This window comes from Aestuariimicrobium ganziense (assembly GCF_015352975.1).
In the GTDB taxonomy this organism is placed as follows: Bacteria; Actinomycetota; Actinomycetes; order Propionibacteriales; family Propionibacteriaceae; genus Aestuariimicrobium; species Aestuariimicrobium ganziense.
Genome location: NZ_JACYIZ010000003.1, coordinates 261,998 through 283,646, shown reverse-complemented (window position 1 = coordinate 283,646; position 21,649 = coordinate 261,998). Strand labels below are relative to the sequence as shown.

Sequence of the window (21,649 nt, the reverse complement as noted above, 5' to 3'; positions counted from 1 at the left end):
CGCAGCCTCGCACTAGGCTGCCAGCTGTACCGCTCGCTGAAAGGAGGTCGAACCATGAACCTGTGCATCCCTGCATGCCCCTCGACCTCCTGGAGCACTCTTGCCTCGTCGCTTTGACATCTGGTCCGACAACCCCGACCACGACTGGTCACCGGACTCCGACGCCTTCACCACCCACGTCCGTACCGCGGCCGTCCATACCGACTGGGACGTCACCACTCCCCCGCCTCCCGGGGGCGACCGCTGGACGACCTGGGACCACCCGGGCCTGCAACGCGGCCCCGAACCCCACCCCGACTGGGTGGTGACCAGCGGTGATGCCCACGACACCGAACTCGGTGTGCTGAAGACCGGCAAGGAGGCCGACGCCCACCTGCTCGTGCGCACCGGGCCCGAGACCTCATGCATGCTGGTCGCCAAGCGCTACCGCGGGGCCGAGCACACCCTGTTCCACAACACCTCCGGCTACACCCAGGCCAGGACCGCTCCGAAGAGCCGCGATCGTCGTGCGATCGCCAACCGCACCCGGCACGGACGAGCCGTGGCCGCCGGCCAGTGGGCCGACACCGAGTGGACGACCCTGGTCAGGTTGTGGAATGCCGGGGTGACCGTGCCCTACCCGGTCAGCCGCGACCACCACGAGATCCTGATGGAGTTCATCGACGCCGGTGACGGTGCCGCCGCACCGCGTCTGGTGCAGACCGATCCGACCGCGGACGAGCTGTCGGAATGGTTCGAACAGTTCCACACCGTCGTGGTGCAGTTGGCCCGCCTGGGTCTGGCCCACGCCGACCTGTCGCCCTACAACATCCTGGTGAGGCCCACCGCCCACGGTCGCAGCGAACTGGTGGTGATCGACTGGCCACAGGTGGTCGACGTGATCGCCAACTCCGAGGGTATGACCCTGCTGCAGCGCGACATCAGCGTGGTCTGCCGCTGGTTCGCCGCCAAGGGCCACGCCTGCGACCCAGACGAGTTGTTCGCCGAGGCCTGCAGCCACCTGTACTGAGGCTCGGGACCGACTCGGCCACTCAGTACATCGGCCAGTGCTGTGAAGCAGGACAACTCGGCTCGCGGAACCCCTTGAACGCGACCGAACAGTTCTGCAGCGCCCCAGTGCTGCGGGCCTCGACTCGTCCGGCCAGCGCTAGTGACATCAGCGAGGTGCCGCCCAGGTAGGCCGCAGCCAGGTCGGCGACCGAGCAGACCAGGTCGGCAGGCGCAGTGGCGCGGGCACAGTCGGCGCCGTGCTGGTCGCCCTGCAGCCGGAAGCGTCCCTCGTTCCACTCGCAGAACGGGTCACGCACCTCGATCACCACGTCGACCGGGGACGAGTAGCGACGCACTGCCAGCGCGCGGGCGACGTCGACCAGCCGCACCGACAGCCGGTCGGCCACCGACCAGGTCAGCGCCGAGGGATCGGCGAGCATCAGTTGCAGCGGCTCGTCCAGGGCTCCTTCGGCGCGCAACTGGCGGGCACCGTCGAGGTCGAGCAGGAAGCGCCACAGCGTGGTGTGGGCCTGGCGGCGCACCGCGACCACCTCGACCACGTGCAGTCGGGTGACGTCGCGGCTGACGTCGTCGTGACGCACCTCGTAGCGGAAGATCGCGTAGCCCAGCGGGTTGTCCTCGCTGTCGAGGTGGACGACGATCCGTCCCGCGGTGAAGGCGCCACTGCCGGTGCGCACGTCGTCCAGCAGCGCGTCCCAGTGCTTGGCCTCACGCTCGACCCAGCCGACATTCATGCTGCGCGCGCGCTGATGGATGCTCTCGAGCAGCGGACGGGCGTGTTCCTCCTCGAGCAGGACGACCCGTCCGCCGTTGAGCTTCACGTCGGCACGGAAGGTCACCTCGCGGATGTCGCCGTGCATCACCAGCACCTGACTGGCCACCCCGTAGCCGAACCGCGCCGGGTTGGCGCCGTGACGCGTGGTCAGCACGGTGATCGGTTCGCGGCGGTACTCGTAGAGGTCCGACAGTTGCTGGCGCATCAGCGCGGTGAAGATCCCACGGCGGCGGTGGGTGGGCGCGACCCCGGTCCACTGCACCGCAGCGACGTCCTCGCGCACCCCACCGGGCAGGGTCATCTCGCGCGGGCTCAGCGCGGCCCCACCGACCGGTACTCCGCGGTCGAAGGCACCCAGACTGCGGTCGAGGGAGAGCATCCGGCGGGCGCGATCGACCGCACCCGGCACGTGGTCGCGGCCCTGGGCGTCGGCGATCGTGCGTGCCCAGGCCGAGAACTCCGGTTCCTGGATGGGTCGGATCGTGACATCGCTCATGATGCCCTCGACCCTCGCAGTGGAACGGGTCGTCACCCCGGCCCGCAAGCCGGGTTTGAGCACGGGCACTCAGCAGGTCAGGTGCCCGAGCCCACGGCACGCTCGGCGAAGACCCGCACCGACCAGGCCGGCAGGTCGAGCACCGACCCCGACCCGAGCTCCTCACCACCGACCAGGTCGGTGACCGCCACCGGCACGCTGACACTGGCCACCCTGGGGCTCCAGTTGTGGACGAAGTACACCCGACCGCGCGACGTGGTGCCCGACATCACGGTGACCGCGGCGTCCTCGCACCACCCGGAGGCGATCGGCTCGTCCATCAGGTGGCGCATCAGCGATCGTCCCAGACCTCGGTTGGGCACGGTGCCGATGTAGCTCACTCGACCCTGCTCGAAGGCGCGCGAGGTGGCGGCCGGGTACTGGCCGAAGTGGTGGTGCAGGTAGCTGGCCAGCACCTCGGCGTCATCGACGACCACCAGGTCGGCCCACCAGGTCGCCTCGGCGTCCTCGGGCACCTCGACGGCGCCGCTGACGACCGGCAGTGGCTCCATCAGGCTGGTGAACTCCTCGTAGTGCAGGCCGGCGGCCTCGGCCAGCACGTCGGGAGCGACGCCCAGCCGGGCGCGAGTCTCGTCGTCCCCGTAGCCGGTGCGCGGACCGATCACCAGGTGCCCGCCGGCGGCCGCGTAGTCGCGCAGCTTCTGCAACTGGTCGGTGCGCGCCACGTAGAACGCGGCGGCGACCAGCACCGGGAACTGGGCCACCAACTCCTCGACGCTCATCTGGTCGAGTTGCTCGGCGTGCAGGATGCGCGCCTGACCACCGGCGTGGACGACCGCGGCGTGGTGGGCGTTGACGATGTCGGTGTAGCCGGTGCGTCGTGGCGAGCCGTCGGCATTGCACAGCGGCCCGAAGTCCTCGAACGACTGCTTGGTGTCGGTCGACCACAGGATCGCGACGTCGGCATCAGGCACGTAGCCGTCGAGCCGGTCACCGAGCCCGGCCAGGATCGAGCCGAGTTCGGCGATCTCGGCCTGCACGCGTCCGGGCTGCTGGCTGTGCGGCAGCACGCCACCCCAGTAGGTCTCGGTGCCGAAGTGCAGGGTGTGCCAGTGCCAGTACTCGACCATCGCAGCTCCGCGGGCGACCAGGGCGAGCCCCGACTGCACCAACTGGCCCGGGTAGGGCGGCTGGTGCACCCACCACCAGCCGATCGAGGCGGCATTGGTCTCGGTGACCAGGAAGCGCTCCTGGCGGATGCCGTAGCCACGGTCGGCCAACTCGAGCAGGCCGGTGACCCCGGTGCGCACCCACGAGTCGAGCCGGCTCAGGTCCTGGGTGAGGTCGAGGTGGTCCTGCACCCCGAAGTAGGGGTTCATCGCGCTGACGTCGAGCCGCTCGGCCAACTGCTGCTCGTGCATCGCCGGGCGGTCGAGCGAGATGCAGGTGGTGACGAACTGGTCGTCGCGGGCGTACTCGCGCACGATGTCGGCCTGCCAGCCGATGAACTTGGTGGTGCACAGGTTCTGGTAACGCCGCCAGGCCAGCCCGTACTGCGGCTGGAAGTTGTTGTCGGGGCGCCACAGTTCGCGCCACTCGTTGATGCGGTGCGACCAGTAGACCAGGCCCCATTCGCGGTTGAGGGTCTCGACGTCGCCGTAGGTCTGCTCGAGCCACTCGAGGAATCCGGCGAAGGTGCCCTCGTTGTGGAACAGCATCGCACCGGGTTCGTTGTCGACCTGGTAGCCGATCACCGCAGGGTGGTCGGCGTAGCGCTCCACGATCCTGCGGATCACCCGCTCGGCGTGCTCGAGGAAGGCGGGGTGGGTGAAGTCGACCTCCTGGCGCATACCCCAGCCCATCGGCTGACCGGTCCTCGGTTCACCGGCCACCTCGGGGTGCTTGGTCCACAGCCACGGCGGGATGGCATAGGTCGGGGTGCCCAGGATGACCTGGATGCCGCGCTCGTGGGCGCCATCGAGCGTGGGCTGCAGCCAGTCGAGGTTGAATTCGCCGTCGCGCGGTTCCCAGGTCGTCCACACCGACTCACCGACCCTGATCACCGAGAAGTTGGTCTCGACCATCAGGTCGAGGTCGCGCTCGAGGGTGCTGGCGTCGAGGTCGCCGTACTCGGGCCGGTACTCGGGGTAGTAGGCCGCGCCGAACCTGATGCCCGAACCCAGCGCGGGGTTCTGGGAGTTCTGGGAGGCGGAACTCTGGGTGCTCATCTGTCTGCTCCTGCTGCCTGGGGGACGGTGGAGACCTGCGAACCGGGGTCACGGACCAGCAGGCCGCGGTCAGCCAGACCCCGCCTGACCAGTGCGGGGTCGTCGTGCCACTGGGCGATCACGGCGGTGAGTTCGGTCTCGTCCCACTGCTCCCCGGGGATGAACAGTTCGGCGATCGCGGCGAAGACCCGGTCCTCGCGGTCGTGGTCGGATGGCCAGCCGGCGAATCGTCCCAGACGGACGAACGCGGCAAGGTCGGGATGCCTCTCGACGAGCGCGACCAGTGGTGAGCTGGCGACCAGGTCGTTGGCGGCCTGCTCGATACCGGTGCGGTTCAGCACCAGGCCGTCGTCGGTGGTCTCGAGCAGGTCGAGTTCGAGGGCTCGGGCCAGTGCTGGGGCGCCGGTGCGGCTGTCGAGCCCCGCCTTGGCCAGCAGGTCGGTGACCTGAACGGACTGACCCGGCCTCGTCGGCATGGCGCCGAGAAGCCGGGTCAGGGTGGGATTGGCAAGCACCTGAACGAGTTGGGCCGCCCGATGGTGGGTGAGCAGGTCGGTCACACGCTCACTGTAGGCTCCTGCGCCGCCGGTGTGGCCTGCGCCTTCTTGATCTGTGCGAGCAGGCCCAGGAAGAACAGGATGAACATCGCGGTCAGGGTCATGTGGCCCAGGCCCGAGATGCCGGCCAGCGCCGGGCTGTCGGCCCACGACTTCTCCATGATCTGCGCGGAGCCCTTGAAGACCAACATGCCCGAGGTGATGACCACACCGGCGATCCACGTGATCAGGAAGGCGGTGAACTGCTTGCCGCGCTCGCTGATCCGGAAGCGGTCCTCGACCAGGGTGAAGACCAGGCCCAGCACTGCGCCCAGCATCAGCCAGTGGGTGTGGGCGACGTTGAGCTGCGAGCGGGCGTCCCAGTTGTAGTGCTTGCTGAACTCGCGGTAGTAGAGCCCCGAGGCCAGACCCAGGCCGGCGAAGACAGCCGACCAGGTGGCCAGGGTGCGGGTGGCCCGCGTGGTGGGTGCGAGCGTGCTCATTGTTGACTCCTCAACGGGTCTCGGATGATGATGCGACAGGGTGTCGCCAACACGGTCCACGCTAGGGTTGGCGACACCCTGTCGTCAAACTCACCCGCCGTCGACCGCGCACTGCAGAGAGGAGCCCCCGGTGCCGAAGATCTCCGCTCCAACTGTCGCCGAACACCGTACGCACGTGCTGACCGCGCTGGTCGACGCCGCCGAGGCGCTGCTGCGCCGGGGTGAGCCGCTCACGGCGGGCACGGTGAGCAGCGCTGCCGGGATCGCCCGCAACAGCATCTATCGCTACGTCAACAGCGTGGACGACCTGGCTGGGCTCGTCCTCGAGCGGCACCTGCCGGGGTGGGTCGAGGCGGTCTCGTCCGCCCTCGAGCAGGCCACAAGCCCCGACGAGCGGGTGCTCACGTGGGTGACGGCCAACCTGCGTGAGGCCGGCGCCACCGGGCACGGCTGGCTGATCGGGCTGGGCGGGGCACTGGCCGCCGGGTCGTCCTCACTCGACCTGCTCGACGACACCCACCACCTGCTGCACACCACCCTGTTCGAGGCCTGGGACGACCTCGCCGACGCCCAGACCGCGCCGGTGGCGGCCGCCCTGACCCAAGGCCTGGTCGAGGCCGGGTTCGGTCAGTTGGACGCCGGGGTGCCGACCGACGTGGTCGTCGACGTCGCCGGACGAGCAGCTCGCGCTCTGGTCGAGACACTGCGCAGCTGACGCCCCTCTCGACGACACCAGAACGGCTCAGACCTCGCGGTACCAGAGGCAGCCGAAGCTGGCGAACTGGGTGTCCTTCTCCTCGATCCGCACCCGGGTGGGTGTGGAGGCCTCGACCAACTCGACCATCGTCTGGCCTTGGTAGCGCATCCAGTAGCAGGTGCCGCCGGTGACGGCGGGCCGACCTTCGTAGGTGCCCGGCGCGACGCCGTTGCCGACGGCCCAGAAGCCGTCCATCCGCGGTCGGCCGGGGTCAATCGACACCTCGATCACCCCGGTGCCCGAGGTGGACCCATCGGTGTTGACCACGACGACGGTCTGGGTGGGGGGTCGGTAGCGCCGCCACTGGGTCTTGGTGGCGGTTGCGGTGACCGTGGCTGCGGGCTCAGCGACCGGGGCAGTGCCGGCGGCACCCGCGATCACCCCGACGATCAGCGAGCCCGCCAGTGCTGCGGTCAGGGCGAACGCCTTGTACCCACGCGGCCTGGGCCCAACCGCAGGCACGGGCGCGGGGTCGCGGTCGTCGTCGTCCGGGTCGTCGAGGTCATCGCCGTCGCCCGCAGCGCCCGGCTCGACCGAAGCCCGCTCGGCCGGCGCCTTGGCCAGTGGCGCCTCGGCCAAGATCCTGTCGAACTCCTCACCGTGCTCCTCGTCGTCGCCGAAGCCGCCGTGGCCGCGGATCACCTCGAGGTCAGCCATGGCAGCCTCCCGCTCTGGTCGTCATGGTCATGGTCGCTTCCTCCACAGGCAGTTGCGGGACGAGACGGCGACCACGTCGTCACCGATGCTCACCACCGCCGTCGGGGACGAGGTGCCCTCGCGGGTGTCGTCCTTGCTGACCAGGTACCAGCCGCACGGCCACTTGGCGTCGACGACGACGCCGTCGTAGACGCCGGGGGTGAACAGGTCGCTGGTCAGCCAGCCGTCGATCAGGTCGCCGTCGGCCTCGCGCACCCAAGTGCGGGTGGCGGTCGGGGCGGTCACCACGACGCGGGTGCGCTCGATCTTCGTCGAGGTCGGTGCCTGGGCACGGACTCCCTGGGCGCCCTGGCTGCCCAGGGTGAGTCCGAGGGCGGTGGCTGCCAGGCAGGCGAGCACACCCCACCAGAACCGGAATCCACCGCGGCGTGGGGTGGACGTCACGTCTCGATGCTCAGCCAACGCGCCTCCAGTGGCAGCCCATCGACCAGAAGATGTCGTCGGTCTCGGCGATGGTGACGACCGTGGTGGTGGACGACTCACCCTCCTCGAGCACCTTCGGCCCGTGGGCCATCGGCGCATACTGCATCCGCTGCCACCGGCAGGGGCGGTTGACCTCGCGCCGCACCGCGGCATACCGGCCCGGCACCACCGCATCATCCTGGAGCTGCCCCTGCGCGAGTGCACCCGTACCCCAGTAGGTCTGGACGACGATCGCCACCGGCGTCTCGGTGCGGATGCGGGTCGCGGTGCTGGTCACCGTGCTGGGGGGAGCGGTCACCCCTCCGTCGGCGGCGGCACCCGCCACGGTGCCCACGGCAAGGCAGACCAGGACGGCGGTGGCCCAGGCCAGCGCGGTGCGGGGGCCGCGCGACCGTCGTCCACGGGGGTCATCCGACAGGACCGTGCCAGCACCGACATGAGGCCCGACGCGGTCGTCGTCCTCGTCGACGAAGTCGGCCCGGCCGGCGACCCCGACCTCGAGTTGGTCGGTCACCGGACCAGGCTCCACCAGCAGCCGGAACTGTGCAGCACCTGGTCGGGGGCCTCGATGACGATCTCGGCATAGGTGGTCACCCAGCCCGACGTCGCCCTGACCAGCCGACCATCACGAGGTTCGCGGCGTTCCCAGTAACAGGCCTGGCCCTTGACGCTGGGCACGACCCCGAACGTGCCCACCGCCAGTTCGGGAGCGGTCACGGTGCCGTTGCCCAAGGCGGACGAACTGCCCGAGTCGCGAGCCAACAGCAGCGGCAGCGCCCGGGGGTCGACGCCGGGTGGGGCGGCCCGCATCGGCTCGACCTTGACGAAGGTGGGACCCAGGGGTGCCGCAGCCCCGGCGGCCAGTGCAGCCACCGCGACCAGCAGCAGGGTGGCCATCCAGCCGAGCGACTGTCGGCGCTTGGTGCGGGGGTCGATGCTGGTGAACTTCCAGCGGGGCACCTCGTCGACGCCCAGGTCGGTGCGGGCAGGCAGCACTTCGAGTTCGTCGGCGCCGACGATCGCTGCCACCATGGCTCGCCCCCCAGTTCGGGTGATGCCTTCCAGTCTGCCAAGCGGTGTCAACCCCCCGGGCGTGTCGCGATCAGCCCAGGTGCTTCCACTGGCACCCGTGGCTCTCGAACCAGGCGTCGACCTCACGGATCGTGGCCCGGGTCGGCACCGAGTCACCACCACGCTCGTGCACCGTCGGGTCGCCGTTGCGATCGGGACGACCCAACCGCTGCCACCGGCAGGGTTGCCCGGGGTTGGCCGGGATGCCCAGGTACTCGCCCAGCACCAGTCGCGACACCTCGTGGCGGCCCTCGGGGATGCCCGCGGGATGAGGGCTGGCCGGGTCAGCCGACCAGTCCGGCCCGACCGTGACTGGGGCGAGGACCGGTACGGTCACCTGCACCAGGTGGGTCGCGGTGGGTCCGGGCACCTGGACCGGTCCGAGCGCCCTGGCACCCACCGACCAGCCACTGACCAGCGCGAACACAGCCGCCGCCAGCCAGGCGAGGGTGATCACCCCTCGTCGGCGGCGGGTGGCGCCAGTGGTCCGCTCAGCCATGGCGCCTCCAGTGGCAGCCGGTGCTCGAGACCCAGTCACCCAACTCGGTGAGCGTCACCACCGCATAGGTGCTGGTCCGCTGGGTTCGGGCCTTCGACCAGGTGGTGCCAGCGACGCGGGTCCTGGTGGTCCACTCACACATCGTGCTCGCGGCTTCGACCATCACCAGGTACTCCCCCGGCGGCACCTCGAACCCGACCCGCCACTCACCAGCGGGCACCACGCCCCGAAGTGGGTCTGCCGAAGTGGCGACCTGGGCGGTCTGGGTGGCGGTGACGGTGGTGGTGGGGCCAGGGATGGTGGTGCGGGTGGTGCCCAGCACCCCGGCGGCGACAGCCACGACGAAGGCGGTGACCACCAGCGCAGCGCGGCTCAGCTGCCGCTGCCAGTGCGTGGGTGGTGTGGGCGCGACGGGAGCCTCGTCGTTGGCGCCGAACTCCCACATGCCAACGGCGATCTCGACCACGTCGTCGACCTCGGTGACCACGACCTCTCCTGGGGTTGGGGCGGACGGGTGTGGTGACTACTGTGCAACGGGATCCGGCGCCGCGAAAGGTATCGCGACCAGATTGATCGGCACCTGGTGATGGTTTCGTGCCACGCGGTCGGCCGAAAGCCCCCGAAGTTGGCCAAGATCTGGATCGCGTGGCACGAAACCATCAGGCGGGCGCAGGTGGCGGCCACCCGGCGCAGGTGGAACAGTGTGCGGGTGCAGGCGCAGACCACCGCGCTGGAGCCCGAGTCCAGCCACCGCTTCGACGTGACGTCGTCGAACTTCACCAAGTTCTGGATCGGACAAGGCCTGTCGCAGTTCGGCATGCAGTTCAGCGCGATCGCCCTGCCAGTGCTCGCGGTCACCCTGCTGCACGCCACCGAGGCCCAGGTCGGCTACCTCAACGCCAGTATGACGGCCGCGTTCCTGCTGGTCGGGCTGCCCGCCGGCGCCTGGATCGACCGCTGGTTCAAGCGCCGGACGATGATCATCGCCGACGCGGTCCGCGTGGTGACGGCCGCCTCAGTGCCGGTCCTGTGGTTCCTCGACGTACTGGAGATGTGGCAGCTCTACCTGCTGGCCGGCATCGCCGGCATCGCGACCGTGTTCTTCGACGTCGCCTACCAGAGCTTCATCCCGTTCCTGGTGCACAAGCCCGACATCCCCGGGGCGAACTCCCGCCTCGAGGCCACGTCGCAGGTGGCCCGGCTGGGCGGGCCGGCACTCGGCGGGCTGCTGCTCAAGGTGATGTCGGCCCCGGTGCTGCTGATCGCCGACGCCCTGGGCTACCTGGCCTCGATGGTCTTCCTGATGATGACCCGCGACCACGAGGCCTACGACCGGCAGCAGGCCGCAGCGGTCGAGCGGCGTCCGTTGCTGGCCGAGATCGGCGAGGGCCTGGCCTTCGTGGTCAGGCACCCGGCGATCCGGCTGATCACCGCCTCGACGCTGATCTCGAACCTGACCTCGACGCTGTACTTCACGCTGTCGCCGATCCTGGTGCTGCGAATCATCGGCCTCGACGGCTTCACCTATGGCGTGATCATGGGCGCTGGCGCGATCGGCGGCCTGCTCGGCGCGACCCTGACCCCGGCGCTTCGTCGGACGATGCGCGACTCGACCCTGATCGCGGTCTCGATGCTGGTGGCCTCGGCCGGGGCCTTCGGGTTCCCGCTGGCCACGCTCGCGCCCACCCGCACCGGGGCGACGGCGCTGCTGGTCGCCGCTGATGCGCTGATGGCCTTCGGCGTGATCGTCTACAACATCACCCAGGTCTCGATCCGTCAGGCGCTGTGCCCGCAGCGCCTGCTGGGGCGGATGAACGCCTCGATCCGGTTCATGGTCTGGGGTGTCATGCCGATCTCGTCGCTGGCCTCGGGCTGGCTCGGGAGCGCGCTGGGCGTCGTCCCCACCACCTGGTGGGCGGTGTCGCTGGGGCTGCTCGCGGTCGTCCCGCTGCTCGGCCTGCGGACGACGCTGCCGCCCGACCTGTTGACCCGCCACGAGGCCCAGGCCGCCGCCGACGGCAGCACGATCGGCCCGCACGCGTCCGACCTGGATGCCGACACCGATGCCGCCGATGCGGCGAGCGGTCCCAAGGCCGAGTGAGCGCGGCGGCCACACTGGTGCCATGATCGCCGCGACTCGCGCCTGCAGCCCTGATGGTCCCAACGAGGACGCGGTGCGTCACGACCAGTGCCGCGCCGTGGTGGTCGACGGCGCCGGGGTCGCCGAGCGTTACCGGGCGGGCTGCTCGCACACGGTGGCCTGGTTCGCGAACGCGCTGGCCGACGCCCTGTTCGAGGCGATGGACGACCGCAGCCTCGCCCTGCGTGAGTGCCTGCGCGCGGCGATCACCACCGTGGCCGACCAGCACCGCGACACCTGCCGGCTCGACCAGGGATCGCCCTCGGCGACGGTGGCGGCGTTCCGGGTCGACGACCAGCAGGTCGAACTGCTGGTGCTCAGCGACGCCTCGGTCGTGGTCGCCGAGTCCAGCGGCACCCGGGTGGTGACCGACGATGCCGTCGCGGTGATGCTCGACAGCTACGACCCGCTGGTCGAGGACCTGACCCGCGACGACTGGATCGAGGCGCGTCGCTGTGCCGACGGCGGCTGGTGGTGCGCGCAGCACCGTCCCGAGGCGGCTGAGCACGCGTTGGTCGAGTGGTTGCCGACACCCGAGGTGAATGCGCTGCTCGCGGTCAGCGACGGGGTCTCACGGCTGTGGGAGCACCTGGGTGCCACGCCGTTCGAGGCACTCGGTGCCGCCGACGACCCCGAATGGCTGCTGGACGAGTTGCGCGCCGCCGAGACCGCGTCCGAGGCAGGCCTGCGGGCCCGCGAGGTGCGCAAGTTGCACGACGACGCGTCCCTGGTGCTGTGGCGGGCGCGCCGCTGAGTCACTCCTCGCGCACCCAGCGGCAGCCGTAGGAGACGAAGCGGGCATCCTCGGGCTGAATCCGCACCCGGGTGATCGAGTTGGTGAGCACCTCGGCGACGATCAGGGTGCGCCCGAAGCGGTCGGTCTGCACCCGCTGCCAGTGGCACATCTCGCCGGCGGCAAAAGGCACCCCACGCCAGGTGCCGATCGGGGCACCCTGACCGACCAGGTGGACGCCCGGCAGGATCGTCTCCATCTGCGAGACCTGCTCGCGGGTCGACTGTCCGTAGGCGGTCTCGACCGGGTCTGAGGTGGCGGTGACGGTCACGGTCGGACCCTCGACGGTGCGCGGGGCTCGTCCGGTCGCCCCGGCGACCACCCCGACCAGCAGCGCGGCCGCCAGGCCTGCGGTCGTCCACGCCAGGCGGTGACCGACCGGACGACGCTGCGGTGCTCCCGCTCGTCGTTGGTCTGACTCGGGTTCGTCGACGAAGCCGCCGGAGGCACGGATGGGCTCGAGGTCGTCCACGTCGTCCCTCCCTCGCGCCCTGGTGAACCCACGATAGGCGTCACCGCCCCCCGCAGTCAGCCGCGAGGTCGCTCCCTCTAGGGTGGATGCCATGGAGACTTGGTCGTCAGCGCACTGGATCACACCGATGGCGGACGGCACGGTGAAGCAGATGAACCCCTTCACCGGCACCGAGGTCTGGACCGTCCCGGGACGGGGCAATCGTCCGCTCGGAGTGCCACCGACCAACCCGATTCCTCTGGTGGACGACGAGATCGGACGACACTGCTCGTTCTGCGAGAAGCGCTACCTCGAGACCCCGCCCGAGAAGGCCCGGCTGGTGCGCCGCGACGGGCAGTGGCAGGAGATGCTGCGTGTGCCGGCCGCGGAGCTGTTCAACACCGTGGCCGAGTTCCGTCGGGTGCCCAACCTGTTCGAGATCCTGTCGTACGAGTACTGGCACCAGAACTACGGCTACGAACTGGTGCCCGAGGTGCGGGTGCGCAAGCAGCGCTACCTGAGCGCACCCGAGGGGCACGACCACGTGGTGTCGGTGGTGAAGATGAAGTTGCGCGCCGGCGGCGCCAGCGATGCCGACATCGCCAAGATGAGCGACCAGCAGTTGATCGACGCCGCCTCGGGCTTCTTCGGTGGTGGTCATGACGTGATCGTCGCCCGGCGGCACTACCTGGACGGGGCGACCGACGACTCGCAGCTCGCCTCGTCGGGCACGTTGACACCCGAGGAGCACTTCTACTACATCAAGTTCACCGTGGACGGCATCAAGCGTCACTTCGACCTGAACCGCTACGCCCGCTACGTGGTGGCGTTCCAGAACTGGATGCGGCCGGCGGGTGCGTCGTTCGACCACCTGCACAAGCAGATCGTGGCGATCGATGAGCGCGGCGTGCGCCACGAGCGCACCCTGAAGACGATGCGCGAGAACCCCAACATCTTCAACGAGGCCGGTGTGAACTGCGCCGCCCAGCACAACCTGGTGATCGCCGAGAACGAGCACGCGGTGGCCTTCGCCGGGTTCGGGCACCGGTTCCCCACCATCGAGGTCAACTCCAAGAGCGAGATCTCGAACCCGTGGGACCAGTCGCCCGAGGAACTCGGTGCGATGGCAGACCTGCTGCATGCCATGCACGCCGCCACCGGCACCGAGGTGCCCAGCAACGAGGAGTGGCACTACCGTCCGATCGACGTGCCAAACCCGATGCCGTGGCGGATCATGCTGCGCTGGCGCATCTCGAACCTGGCTGGCTTCGAGGGTGGCACGCAGGTGTACCTGAACACGATCTCGCCGACCGGGCTGCGCAACATCGTGGTGCCCCGGTTGTTCGCCCTGCGCGACGAGGGCCGGATCGGGTCGATGCAGATCGGTTCGGAGTGCCGGACGGTCCCCAACGCCCTGCGCTACAGCCGCTGACAGAGTCCGCGGCGGACGCGGGGAGGTCCTTCGCGGCTACCCGCGGGCGCGAGCGTGGGGGACGCCGCTGCCGGACGCTCGCCGCACCCCCCGCTCGTCCCCTGGCTGGGTCAGCCCTCAGCCCCCCGACGCTGCTCGCCACTCGACGGGAACCTTCTGATCGCGACGGGCACCAAGCTTCGCGACGGGTACTGCATGCAATACCCGTCGACGATGGAGGTGCCCCTCGCTGCTGGAGGGTGGCCGCCGTGGTCCCGACGCGCTCGCTGGCACTCGTCCGCGACCGAGGTGCCGATCAGCTGGCGGCGACGGCGACCCGCTCGGTGGGGCGTCCGCGCAGGGCCTGGCCCACAGCCTCGCCGATGATCGACCAGCGCGAGCGACCGGGCTCGCGATCAGGCAGCGACAGCCGGAACACCTTGCCCCAGGCCTGCGCCACCTGCACCGGCAGCGGACCCGACACGTAGCGCAGCCCGTACTCCTCGAACAGCGCCTTCACCTTCGGCGCGATCTCGGCGTAGCGGTTGCTGGGCAGGTCGGGGAACAGGTGGTGCTCGATCTGGTGCGACAGGTTGCCGCTCATCAGGTGCATGAACTTGCTGCCGGTGATGTTGGCCGAGCCGAGCATCTGGCGCAGGTACCACTGGGCCTTGGTCTCACCCTCGATCGAGGTCTTCTCGAACACCTCGACCCCGTCGGGGAAGTGCCCGCAGATGATCACCGAGTGGGTCCACAGGTTCCGCACCACGTTGGCGATGGCGTTCGCGGCTGCGGTGTGCAGGGCGTTCGGTCCCGACAGCAGCGGGTGCACCAGGTAGTCCTTGCCCATCTGGCGGGCGAGCTTTCGTCCGACCGCGGCAGCGTTCCTGCGGAAGGTCTCGCGCTGCTCGGGCGTACGGTCCTCGCCCTTCTTGAGGTTGTCGAACAGCTCGAGGTCGTAGGCGGCGATGCCGTACTCGAAGAAGGTGGCGTTGACCAGGTTGAAGAACGGCTGCCCCAGCAGCTTCAGCGACCACGGCTGGGCGTTGTCGACCCGCATGATGCCGTAGCCCAGGTCGTTGTCGCGTCCGACCACGTTGGTGTAGGTGTGGTGGGTCTCGTTGTGCGAGTGCTTCCACTGCTCGGCCGGGGTGACCGCGTCCCACTCCCAGGTGGTCGAGTGGATCTTGGGGTCGCGCATCCAGTCCCACTGGCCGTGCAGCACGTTGTGGCCGATCTCCATGTTCTCCAGGATCTTGGCCACGCTCAGCCCGGCGGTGCCCACCACGAAGGCGACCTTGTTCTTCGAGAACAGCAGGACGACGCGACTCGAGGCCTCGAGCCAGCGCTGGGCGCGGATCACTCCGCGGATGTAGCGGGCGTCGGACTCGCCACGGGTGGCAATCACCTCGGCGCGGATCTCGTCCAACCGCGCACCGATCTGCTCGACCTGTTCGTGGGTCAGCTTGGCCGTGGTGACCGCGTCGGTGAGGGCGTGTCCCTGCCAAGTGGTGGGGGTCGACCCGTCGGTGGTGGTCTGTTCGGTGGTGGCGAGTGTCTGCGTCATGTCAGGGTCCTTCGTTGGTCAGGCGTCGAGCTGGCACGCCCCGGCGGATGCCGACACGCAGGTCTGGATGTGGATGGGTTCGTCGTGGACGGTCGTGGTCTCACCGGTGCGCAGGTCGCGCACCGATCCGGCGGTCAGTTTGGTGACGCAGCTGAAGCAGATGCCCATCCGGCACCCGGACTTCAGCAGCACCCCGGCGTCCTCCCCGGCCTGCAGCAGCGTGGTAGCGCCGTCGGTCTCGACCTCGACACCTGAGCGGACGAAGCGGGCGGTGCCGCCTTCACCGACGGCGGCCGCCTCGGTCTGGAACCGCTCGACGTGCAGCCGGTCGGCCACCCCGGCGGCCTCGAAGTGCGCCTCCAGCCCGGCCAGCAGTTCTGCTGGGCCGCAGGCGTAGGTCTCGCGCTCGCGCCAGTCGGGGACGAGGTCGTCCAACTCGGTCGGGTCGAGCCGGCCCTGGGCGTCGGTGTGGCGTTCGAGCAGGACGAGTTGCCCCTCGGCAGCCGCGGACCGGAGTTCGTCGCCGAAGATCACGTCGTCGGCGCTGCGGGCGCTGTGCAGCACCACGACGTCGCCGAAGCGGTAGGCGCGCAGCATCGCCATCACCGGGGTGATGCCGCTGCCGGCGGTCAGGAACAGCAGCTTGTCGGGCAGGGTTTCGGGCAGGACGAAGTCGCCGGTGGCGAGGTCGAGCATGATCACGTCGCCGGGACGAGCGCGCTCGACCAGATGGGTCGAGACCAGTCCGTCACCCTTGGCCTTGACGGTGATGGTGAGCTCACGCGCGCCGGGAGGGCTGGTCACCGAGTAGGCGCGCCAGTGCCTCACCCCCGCGATGTCGACCCCGATCCGCAGGTACTGGCCCGGGCGGTGGGTCGTCCACGACCGGCTAGGACGAAGCACCAAGGTGGCGACCCCGACCCCTTCAGCCATCTTCGCCAGCACCCGGGCGCGCAGCACGTCACGGGCCTGCAGCGGGTTGACCAGCGCCACGTAGTCGTCGGGCAGCACAGGGGTGGCGACCAGCGCTCCCAGCCCCCACGCCGCCCGCCCGATCAAACGGCTCAGGGCCGCGGAACGTGACGTCACGGTTCCACCGTACCTACGGAACCGTAACTTTCGTGCACCGGTTCAGGAACGCTGCAGGTGCAGACCACCCCCAAGGGGGGAAATCACCTCGTCACGGCGCTCATCGCCGCTCGGCTGGGCTGCTCATCGGGCCCGGACGACGCGTCCCTCGTCCCAGCTCGGCTCGTCGCTGGCGACGACTCGTCCGTCGGCGGTGAAGACCAGGAAACGGTCGAGGCTGCGGGCGAACCAGCGGTCGTGGGTGACCGCGACCACGGTGCCCTCGAAGGCGTTCAGCCCGTGTTCGAGGGCCTCGGCCGAGGCTATGTCGAGGTTGTCGGTCGGCTCGTCCAGCAGCAGCAGGGTGGCACCACCGAGTTCGAGCAGCAGGATCTGCAGCCGGGCCTGCTGGCCACCCGAGAGCGTCTCGTAGCGCTGCTCGGCCGCACCTGCCAACTCGTAGCGATCCAGCTTGCGCGACGCCTCCTCGCGCACCAGCCCGCCGCGGTGGTCGTCGCCACGGTGCAGGATCTCGAGCAGGGTGCGTCCGACCAGTTCGGGCGCCTGGTTGGTCTGGGCGAAGAAGCCGGGACGAACCCGCGACCCCAGGCGGGCGATGCCGGTGTGGGCGACCGGGTCGATCGACTCGTGGTTGACCGCGCGGTTGCCGGGCTCAGGCAGGGTGCCGCCGCGGGCCACCAGCCGCAGGAAGTGCGACTTGCCCGAGCCGTTCGAGCCCAGCACCCCGACCCGGTCACCGAACCAGATCTCGGACGAGAACGGTTTCATCAGCCCGGTCAGTTCGAGCTTCTCGCAGACCACGGCCCGCTTGGCGGTTCGTCCCCCTGACAAGCGCATCGACACGTTCTGGCGCAGCGGGACAGCCTGCGGAGGGCCGGCCTGTTCGAACTTCTCCAGCCGGGTGACCGAGGCCTGGTAGCGCGAGGCCATGGCGTCGTTGTAGGCGGCCTTCTGCTTGTACATCAGCATCAGCGCGCGCAGCTTGGCGTGCTCCTCGTCCCAGCGCTTGCGCAGCTCCTCCAGGCGTGCGAACCGTTCGTCGCGGGCGGCGTGGAAGGTCGCGAACGAACCGCCGTGAACCCACAGCGTGTTGCCGGCAGCGCCGAGTTCGAGCGAGGCGATGCGGGTGGCGGCGTTGGCCAACAGTTCACGGTCGTGGCTGACCAGCAGCACGGTCTTCTGGGTGGTGCGCAGTTGCTCCTCGAGCCAGAGCTTGCCGGGCACGTCGAGGTAGTTGTCGGGCTCGTCAAGCAACAGCACCTCGTCGGGTCCACGCAGCAGCACCTCGAGGGCGAGCCGCTTCTGCTCGCCGCCCGAGAGGGTGTTGACCGCGCGCCAGCGGCAGCGGTCGTAGCCGATGCCCAGCGCCGAGGTGCAGCAGGCATCGAAGATCACCTCGGCGTCGTAGCCGCCGGCGTCGGCGTACTCGGCCAGGGCCGCTGCGTAGGCCATCTGCACCGGTTCGGAGTCGTCGTCCATCAGCCGCAGTTCGAGTTCGTCGACCCGCGCCGAGGCCTGCTGGATGCGTTCGGGCGAAAGCCGCAGCAACAGGTCGCGCACCGTGGAGTCATCGCGGATCTGCCCGATGAACTGGCGCATCACCCCGAGCCCGCCCGAGCGCGAGATGGTGCCCTCGTCGGGGACGAGTTCGCCCTCGACGATGCGCAGCAGGGTGGTCTTGCCGGCACCGTTGGGGCCGACCAGGGCGACGATCGCGCCGTCACCGACCCGGAAGCTGATGTCACTCAGCAGCGGTCGTCCGTCGGGCAGGCTGAAGTCGACCCCGGTCAGCTCCACGTGCCCCATGGGCCACGATCCTACGGCCCGCCACTGGTCCGGCCGGGCGACGGGGTCTCAGGGCCGGGCCGGCTCACCGAGCCCAGTAGGCCTCCCATGCTGCAGTTCTGGCCTGGTCGAGGACGCTGGGCGAGGCGGTGTCGGTGTAGTGCATGTACCGGTCGGCGGGCGCACCGGCCACGTGGGCCGGCCAGCCCGGGACTGAACCTCGCGTGGCGAACGCCACCAAGTGGTCAGACATCACGTCGCCCAGACGGTGGTCGACTGCCGTCCACGGACGATGCCAGGTGTCGGAGAAGTAGTTCAGCCAATAGCCCACGTCGCCGGTGTGGAAGGCTCCGTAGGCCGCCATCCGCTCCGGAGTGTCGGGCACGTCGTGGGCGAACTGGTAGATCAGGGTGGTGCGGTCGGCGTAGTGCCTGGCCCGCACGTCGCCCTGTCGGGCCGCCCGGGCCACCATCGCGTCGGCGTTGAGCTGTCGGGCCGTCTCGATGACGTTGGCCGCACCCGGGTCGACCGGGTAGAGGTCGACGAAGTGGGCGCCGAACTGCTGGCGCACCGCGTCCTCGAACACCGCCGGAGTGACCGACTGGACCTGCCCGATCGGCAGTGGTGAGCCTCCAGGCAGCCGCAGCGGGCCGAACAGCACCTCATCACCGTTGACGTTGCCGATCATCAGGTCGACCCGGTTGGCCGTGCCACTGAGGTAGGCATCGGTCAGGCTGTGGGTGACCACCTGACCGTCGATCACGGGACTGGACGGGTTGTAGCTGGCGGTCAGTGCCTGCACCTGCGCGGAGCTCAACGCTCGCAGGTGCTCGAGGGTGAGCGACCCGAACGACTGGCTGGCCCGCGCCTGGGCCTGGGCCAGGGTCGACACCGGTGAGTCGATGGAGTTGGCGCTCATCGTCATGGCCCGGTGGAACAGCCCGGCGGCCGCGGGTGAGGCGATCAGCGTCTGGATGTCCATGCTGCCTGCGGACTGCCCGGCCACGGTCACGTTGCCGGGGTCACCCCCGAAGGCCCTGATGTTGTCGCGCACCCAGCGCAGCGCGGCGATCATGTCCATGATCGCGAAGTTGCCGGTGACCTCGTTGCCGGTGGAGTCCTTGTGGGCCAGGAAGCCGAAGATGCCCACCCGGTAGTTGATCGTGACGTACACGACCCCCTTGTGGACGATCTTCTCGCCGGTGTAGACCTCGTTGCCACCGCTGCCGCTGGTGTTGGCGCCACCGTGGATGTAGACGATCACCGGACGCCGCGCGTTGGGGTTGGCCGTGGTCCAGACGTTGAGGCTGAGGCAGTCCTCTGACATCAGCCCGTTCTCGAGGGTCATGTTGGTGTCGAGGTACTCCCAGGTCCACGGCCCGAAGGGTGCGAACGCCGGGTTCTGCACGGCGATCGGGCCGAAGGCAGTGGTCTCCTTGATCCCGGTCCAGCGAGGAACAGGTTGCGGCGCCCGCCACCGGTTGGGGCCATGGGTCGAGGCCGCGTACCGGATGCCCTTGAAGGTCTTGACGCCGTTGTCGTCCACGTAGCCGCGCACGACTCCGCCAGTGACCTTGACCGCGGGGGTCATCCGTACTCCCTTCTTGCCGGGGTTCTGACCCGGGGCGGCTTGCGCCGGCCGCACGTTGGTCAGACCTGCCCCGGCGGCCACGGCTCCGGCAACCAGGACGCTCCGTCGTGAAAAGTTCGACATGATGGACTCCCCTCTCGATCGGGGGCATCGGGTACCTGACGTGCCCGCGAGCACCCCGAATGGCGCGCTGACACCGGCGGACGCCGCGAGGAACGACCTGAGCAGTGGTCGGCTCGCTCACTGTCCGGTCCCGGTTGGCAGACTGTCACCTGAGTATAGGCGAGCAGAAGCCGGCCCTGACCTGAACGACGAAACGACCTCGACAGCGAAACGGGGCCAGCAGCTACACCCTGCTCACCCCGACGATCCGGGCGGTCTACGTCACGTTCACCCCGGAGAGCCAACCCAGCGCCACTGCGACCGCGGGCGAGCCAACCCTCCGCTGGAACACCTGGTGCAGCCTCGACCCGGTCAAGCGGCGGGTCGCCTGCTGGTTCACCACCGACGACGGCATGGTGAAGCTGAGCGGTGTGGCGCTGGCAGACGTGGCCGAGGTGGCCAATGGGCTGGCCAAGGCGCTGTGGCCGGCCACGCCGACGCCCACCGCTCGTCCAGACGTCGCGGTGCCGGTGACGGCGTACGACAAGAAGCTGCTCGCCGAGCTCCCCCACTGGCGCGCCTCCGCAGCACCCTTCGCGGTCGACCAGACGATGTGGGGCACCTACGTGACGAAGGAGCTTTCCTCGGTCACAGTGGGTCTGGAGTTCGCCACCCAGGAGGGCTAGGGCCTGTCCAGCTTCCGAGCCCTTCCCGACCAGCGGACGATCGGCCGCGTCCCCTGCGCGCCCTACGACGCGAACCTGGGCTGGAACTCGTGCTGGTTCGCCACCGACGACGGCATTTTCCACTTCCTGGGCGCCAACGCCACCGTCGAGCAGGTCGCCGAGGTCGCCAACGGCGTCGCCGACGCGCTCAGCTGACCCAGCCCGAACCCAGCACACCGCACCTCACTTGAGGGCGCCTGCGGTGAGGCCACGCTCGAAGTAGCGCTGCATCGACAGGTAGGTGATGACCACCGGCATCGAGATCAGGATCAGGGCTGCGAACACCTTGGGGGTGTCCTGGCTGTAGACCCCGGTGAAGTAGGTCGGCACCTGGGTGACCACCTGCATCGACGGGTCCTGGAAGAACAGCAGCGGCAGGAAGAACTCGTTCCACGAGCCCAGCAGCGTCCACACGATGACCACGGCCGAGATCGGCTTGGCCAGTGGCAGCACGATGTGCAGCAGCGCTCGGAAGCTCGACGCGCCCTCGATCTCAGCGGCCTCCAGCAACTCGTTGGGCACCCCCTCCATGAAGTTGCGGGTGAGCAGCACGGTGAAGGGCACCGAGGTCGCTGCCAGCGGCAGGATGACTGCGAAGTAGTTGTTGAACAGGTTGAACCGCTGCACCATCGCGAACAGCGGGACGATCAGCGAGATCGCCGGCAGGGTGAGGGCGGCCAGCACCATGTAGTACAGCGTCTTGTTGCCCACCGGGCGCACCTTGGCGAAGGCGTAGGCGGCGAGCATGGTGGCCACGTAGGTGATGCTGACCGTGCCGATCACGATGACCAGGCTGTTGCGGGCAAAGCGCAGCAGCGGCGACTCGGTGAGCACGACCCAGTAGTTCTTCGCGTACCCCTCTCCTCCCTCACCCGAGACCAGCACGGCGCTGACCAGCGGAAACAGGTAGACGGCAGCGACCAGGGTGGCCACCACTTGGGCCAGCACCCTGGCTCGCCGACGTGGTCGTCTGTTCATC

22 protein-coding genes are annotated in these 21,649 nt (G+C 69.4%); 6 read left to right on the top strand and 16 right to left on the bottom strand.

The window, feature by feature from the left end; translation table 11 throughout:
- Positions 1-100 precede the first annotated feature (100 nt).
- Positions 101-1,009, top strand: a complete 909-nt coding sequence (locus IE660_RS07320; RefSeq protein WP_203567674.1) for an RIO1 family regulatory kinase/ATPase domain-containing protein — start codon at positions 101-103, stop codon at positions 1,007-1,009.
- Between the two features lie 22 nt (positions 1,010-1,031).
- Here IE660_RS07320 and IE660_RS07315 read toward each other — a convergent pair whose 3' ends face one another.
- The 4 genes from IE660_RS07315 to IE660_RS07300 form a co-directional block, all read right to left on the bottom strand.
- Complete coding sequence (locus IE660_RS07315) at positions 1,032-2,282, bottom strand: GNAT family N-acetyltransferase (protein ID WP_203567673.1); 1,251 nt, start codon at positions 2,280-2,282, stop codon at positions 1,032-1,034.
- 77 nt (positions 2,283-2,359) lie between these two features.
- A complete protein-coding gene (locus IE660_RS07310) occupies positions 2,360-4,510 on the bottom strand; it encodes a beta-galactosidase (protein ID WP_203567672.1) in 2,151 nt (716 codons plus the stop codon).
- Positions 4,507-5,070, bottom strand: a complete 564-nt coding sequence (locus IE660_RS07305) for a DUF2087 domain-containing protein (protein WP_203567671.1) — start codon at positions 5,068-5,070, stop codon at positions 4,507-4,509. The genes IE660_RS07310 and IE660_RS07305 overlap by 4 nt, the downstream gene beginning before the upstream one ends.
- Entirely contained in the window at positions 5,067-5,549 is a 483-nt protein-coding gene (locus IE660_RS07300) for a DUF2871 family protein (protein ID WP_203567670.1), read from the bottom strand. The genes IE660_RS07305 and IE660_RS07300 overlap by 4 nt, the downstream gene beginning before the upstream one ends.
- Before the next feature lie 130 nt (positions 5,550-5,679).
- On the opposite strand from IE660_RS07300, the gene IE660_RS07295 reads away from it, so the two are divergent.
- Positions 5,680-6,264, top strand: coding sequence for a TetR/AcrR family transcriptional regulator (locus tag IE660_RS07295; RefSeq protein ID WP_203567669.1), 585 nt, complete (start codon positions 5,680-5,682; stop codon positions 6,262-6,264).
- 27 nt (positions 6,265-6,291) lie between these two features.
- On the opposite strand, the gene IE660_RS07290 is transcribed toward IE660_RS07295, so the two are convergent.
- From IE660_RS07290 to IE660_RS07265, 6 genes are all read right to left on the bottom strand, one after another.
- Complete coding sequence (locus IE660_RS07290; protein WP_203567668.1) at positions 6,292-6,963, bottom strand: hypothetical protein; 672 nt, start codon at positions 6,961-6,963, stop codon at positions 6,292-6,294.
- Between the two features lie 27 nt (positions 6,964-6,990).
- Positions 6,991-7,407, bottom strand: a complete 417-nt coding sequence (locus tag IE660_RS07285) for a hypothetical protein (RefSeq protein ID WP_203567667.1) — start codon at positions 7,405-7,407, stop codon at positions 6,991-6,993.
- Between the two features lie 10 nt (positions 7,408-7,417).
- Positions 7,418-7,960: a hypothetical protein gene (locus IE660_RS07280; RefSeq protein WP_203567666.1), complete on the bottom strand. Its 543-nt coding sequence runs from the start codon at positions 7,958-7,960 to the stop codon at positions 7,418-7,420.
- Entirely contained in the window at positions 7,957-8,478 is a 522-nt protein-coding gene (locus IE660_RS07275) for a hypothetical protein (protein ID WP_203567665.1), read from the bottom strand. Before IE660_RS07275 ends, IE660_RS07280 begins: the two co-directional genes overlap by 4 nt.
- A 70-nt stretch (positions 8,479-8,548) precedes the next feature.
- Positions 8,549-9,016: a hypothetical protein gene (locus IE660_RS07270; protein WP_203567664.1), complete on the bottom strand. Its 468-nt coding sequence runs from the start codon at positions 9,014-9,016 to the stop codon at positions 8,549-8,551.
- Complete coding sequence (locus IE660_RS07265) at positions 9,009-9,503, bottom strand: hypothetical protein (protein WP_203567663.1); 495 nt, start codon at positions 9,501-9,503, stop codon at positions 9,009-9,011. Before IE660_RS07265 ends, IE660_RS07270 begins: the two co-directional genes overlap by 8 nt.
- A 222-nt stretch (positions 9,504-9,725) precedes the next feature.
- On the opposite strand from IE660_RS07265, the gene IE660_RS07260 reads away from it, so the two are divergent.
- A complete protein-coding gene (locus IE660_RS07260; RefSeq protein ID WP_203567662.1) occupies positions 9,726-11,117 on the top strand; it encodes an MFS transporter in 1,392 nt (463 codons plus the stop codon).
- Positions 11,118-11,139: 22 nt separating this feature from the next.
- Positions 11,140-11,910 carry a protein phosphatase 2C domain-containing protein gene (locus IE660_RS07255; protein ID WP_203567661.1) on the top strand — a complete coding sequence of 257 codons (771 nt, stop codon included), beginning with the start codon at positions 11,140-11,142 and terminating at the stop codon, positions 11,908-11,910.
- A 1-nt stretch (position 11,911) separates the two neighbouring features.
- On the opposite strand, the gene IE660_RS07250 is transcribed toward IE660_RS07255, so the two are convergent.
- On the bottom strand, positions 11,912-12,421 hold the full coding sequence (locus tag IE660_RS07250) for a hypothetical protein (protein ID WP_203567660.1): 510 nt from the start codon (positions 12,419-12,421) through the stop codon (positions 11,912-11,914).
- Between the two features lie 91 nt (positions 12,422-12,512).
- Here IE660_RS07250 and IE660_RS07245 point away from each other — a divergent pair, with 91 nt between their 5' ends.
- The gene (locus IE660_RS07245; protein ID WP_235997129.1) at positions 12,513-13,832 is read left to right on the top strand and encodes a DUF4921 family protein; all 1,320 of its coding nucleotides are present in this window, start codon (positions 12,513-12,515) and stop codon (positions 13,830-13,832) included.
- A gap of 295 nt (positions 13,833-14,127) precedes the next feature.
- Here IE660_RS07245 and IE660_RS07240 read toward each other — a convergent pair whose 3' ends face one another.
- The 4 genes from IE660_RS07240 to IE660_RS07225 all read right to left on the bottom strand — a co-directional run bounded on the left by IE660_RS07240 (position 14,128) and on the right by IE660_RS07225 (position 19,966).
- Positions 14,128-15,378 (bottom strand): fatty acid desaturase family protein, encoded by a 1,251-nt coding sequence (locus IE660_RS07240; RefSeq protein WP_203567659.1) that lies wholly within the window; start codon positions 15,376-15,378, stop codon positions 14,128-14,130.
- An 18-nt stretch (positions 15,379-15,396) separates the two neighbouring features.
- On the bottom strand, positions 15,397-16,467 hold the full coding sequence (locus tag IE660_RS07235; protein WP_328701886.1) for a ferredoxin reductase: 1,071 nt from the start codon (positions 16,465-16,467) through the stop codon (positions 15,397-15,399).
- A 123-nt stretch (positions 16,468-16,590) separates the two neighbouring features.
- Entirely contained in the window at positions 16,591-18,273 is a 1,683-nt protein-coding gene (locus IE660_RS07230) for an ABC-F family ATP-binding cassette domain-containing protein (RefSeq protein WP_203567658.1), read from the bottom strand.
- Positions 18,274-18,337: 64 nt separating this feature from the next.
- Complete coding sequence (locus IE660_RS07225; protein WP_203567657.1) at positions 18,338-19,966, bottom strand: carboxylesterase/lipase family protein; 1,629 nt, start codon at positions 19,964-19,966, stop codon at positions 18,338-18,340.
- Positions 19,967-20,358: 392 nt separating this feature from the next.
- On the opposite strand from IE660_RS07225, the gene IE660_RS07220 reads away from it, so the two are divergent.
- A complete protein-coding gene (locus tag IE660_RS07220) occupies positions 20,359-20,631 on the top strand; it encodes a hypothetical protein (RefSeq protein WP_203567656.1) in 273 nt (90 codons plus the stop codon).
- A 222-nt stretch (positions 20,632-20,853) separates the two neighbouring features.
- Here the strand turns inward: IE660_RS07220 and IE660_RS07215 are convergent, their stop codons facing one another.
- Positions 20,854-21,648, bottom strand: coding sequence for a carbohydrate ABC transporter permease (locus tag IE660_RS07215; protein ID WP_203567655.1), 795 nt, complete (start codon positions 21,646-21,648; stop codon positions 20,854-20,856).
- Between the last annotated feature and the right edge of the window lies 1 nt (position 21,649).

Excerpts from the sequence above, each read along its gene's own strand:
- IE660_RS07255 (WP_203567661.1), top strand. The coding sequence starts at position 11,140 with ATGATCGCCGCGACTCGCGCCTGCAGCCCTGATGGTCCCAACGAGGAC.
- IE660_RS07270 (WP_203567664.1), bottom strand. The coding sequence starts at position 9,016 with ATGGCTGAGCGGACCACTGGCGCCACCCGCCGCCGACGAGGGGTGATC.
- IE660_RS07300 (WP_203567670.1), bottom strand. The coding sequence starts at position 5,549 with ATGAGCACGCTCGCACCCACCACGCGGGCCACCCGCACCCTGGCCACC.
- IE660_RS07275 (WP_203567665.1), bottom strand. The coding sequence starts at position 8,478 with ATGGTGGCAGCGATCGTCGGCGCCGACGAACTCGAAGTGCTGCCTGCC.
- IE660_RS07245 (WP_235997129.1), top strand. The coding sequence starts at position 12,513 with ATGGAGACTTGGTCGTCAGCGCACTGGATCACACCGATGGCGGACGGC.
- IE660_RS07225 (WP_203567657.1), bottom strand. The coding sequence starts at position 19,966 with ATGTCGAACTTTTCACGACGGAGCGTCCTGGTTGCCGGAGCCGTGGCC.
- IE660_RS07215 (WP_203567655.1), bottom strand. The coding sequence starts at position 21,648 with ATGAACAGACGACCACGTCGGCGAGCCAGGGTGCTGGCCCAAGTGGTG.
- IE660_RS07310 (WP_203567672.1), bottom strand. The coding sequence starts at position 4,510 with ATGAGCACCCAGAGTTCCGCCTCCCAGAACTCCCAGAACCCCGCGCTG.
- IE660_RS07230 (WP_203567658.1), bottom strand. The coding sequence starts at position 18,273 with ATGGGGCACGTGGAGCTGACCGGGGTCGACTTCAGCCTGCCCGACGGA.
- IE660_RS07220 (WP_203567656.1), top strand. The coding sequence starts at position 20,359 with ATGGTGAAGCTGAGCGGTGTGGCGCTGGCAGACGTGGCCGAGGTGGCC.
- IE660_RS07315 (WP_203567673.1), bottom strand. The coding sequence starts at position 2,282 with ATGAGCGATGTCACGATCCGACCCATCCAGGAACCGGAGTTCTCGGCC.
- IE660_RS07240 (WP_203567659.1), bottom strand. The coding sequence starts at position 15,378 with ATGACGCAGACACTCGCCACCACCGAACAGACCACCACCGACGGGTCG.
- IE660_RS07290 (WP_203567668.1), bottom strand. The coding sequence starts at position 6,963 with ATGGCTGACCTCGAGGTGATCCGCGGCCACGGCGGCTTCGGCGACGAC.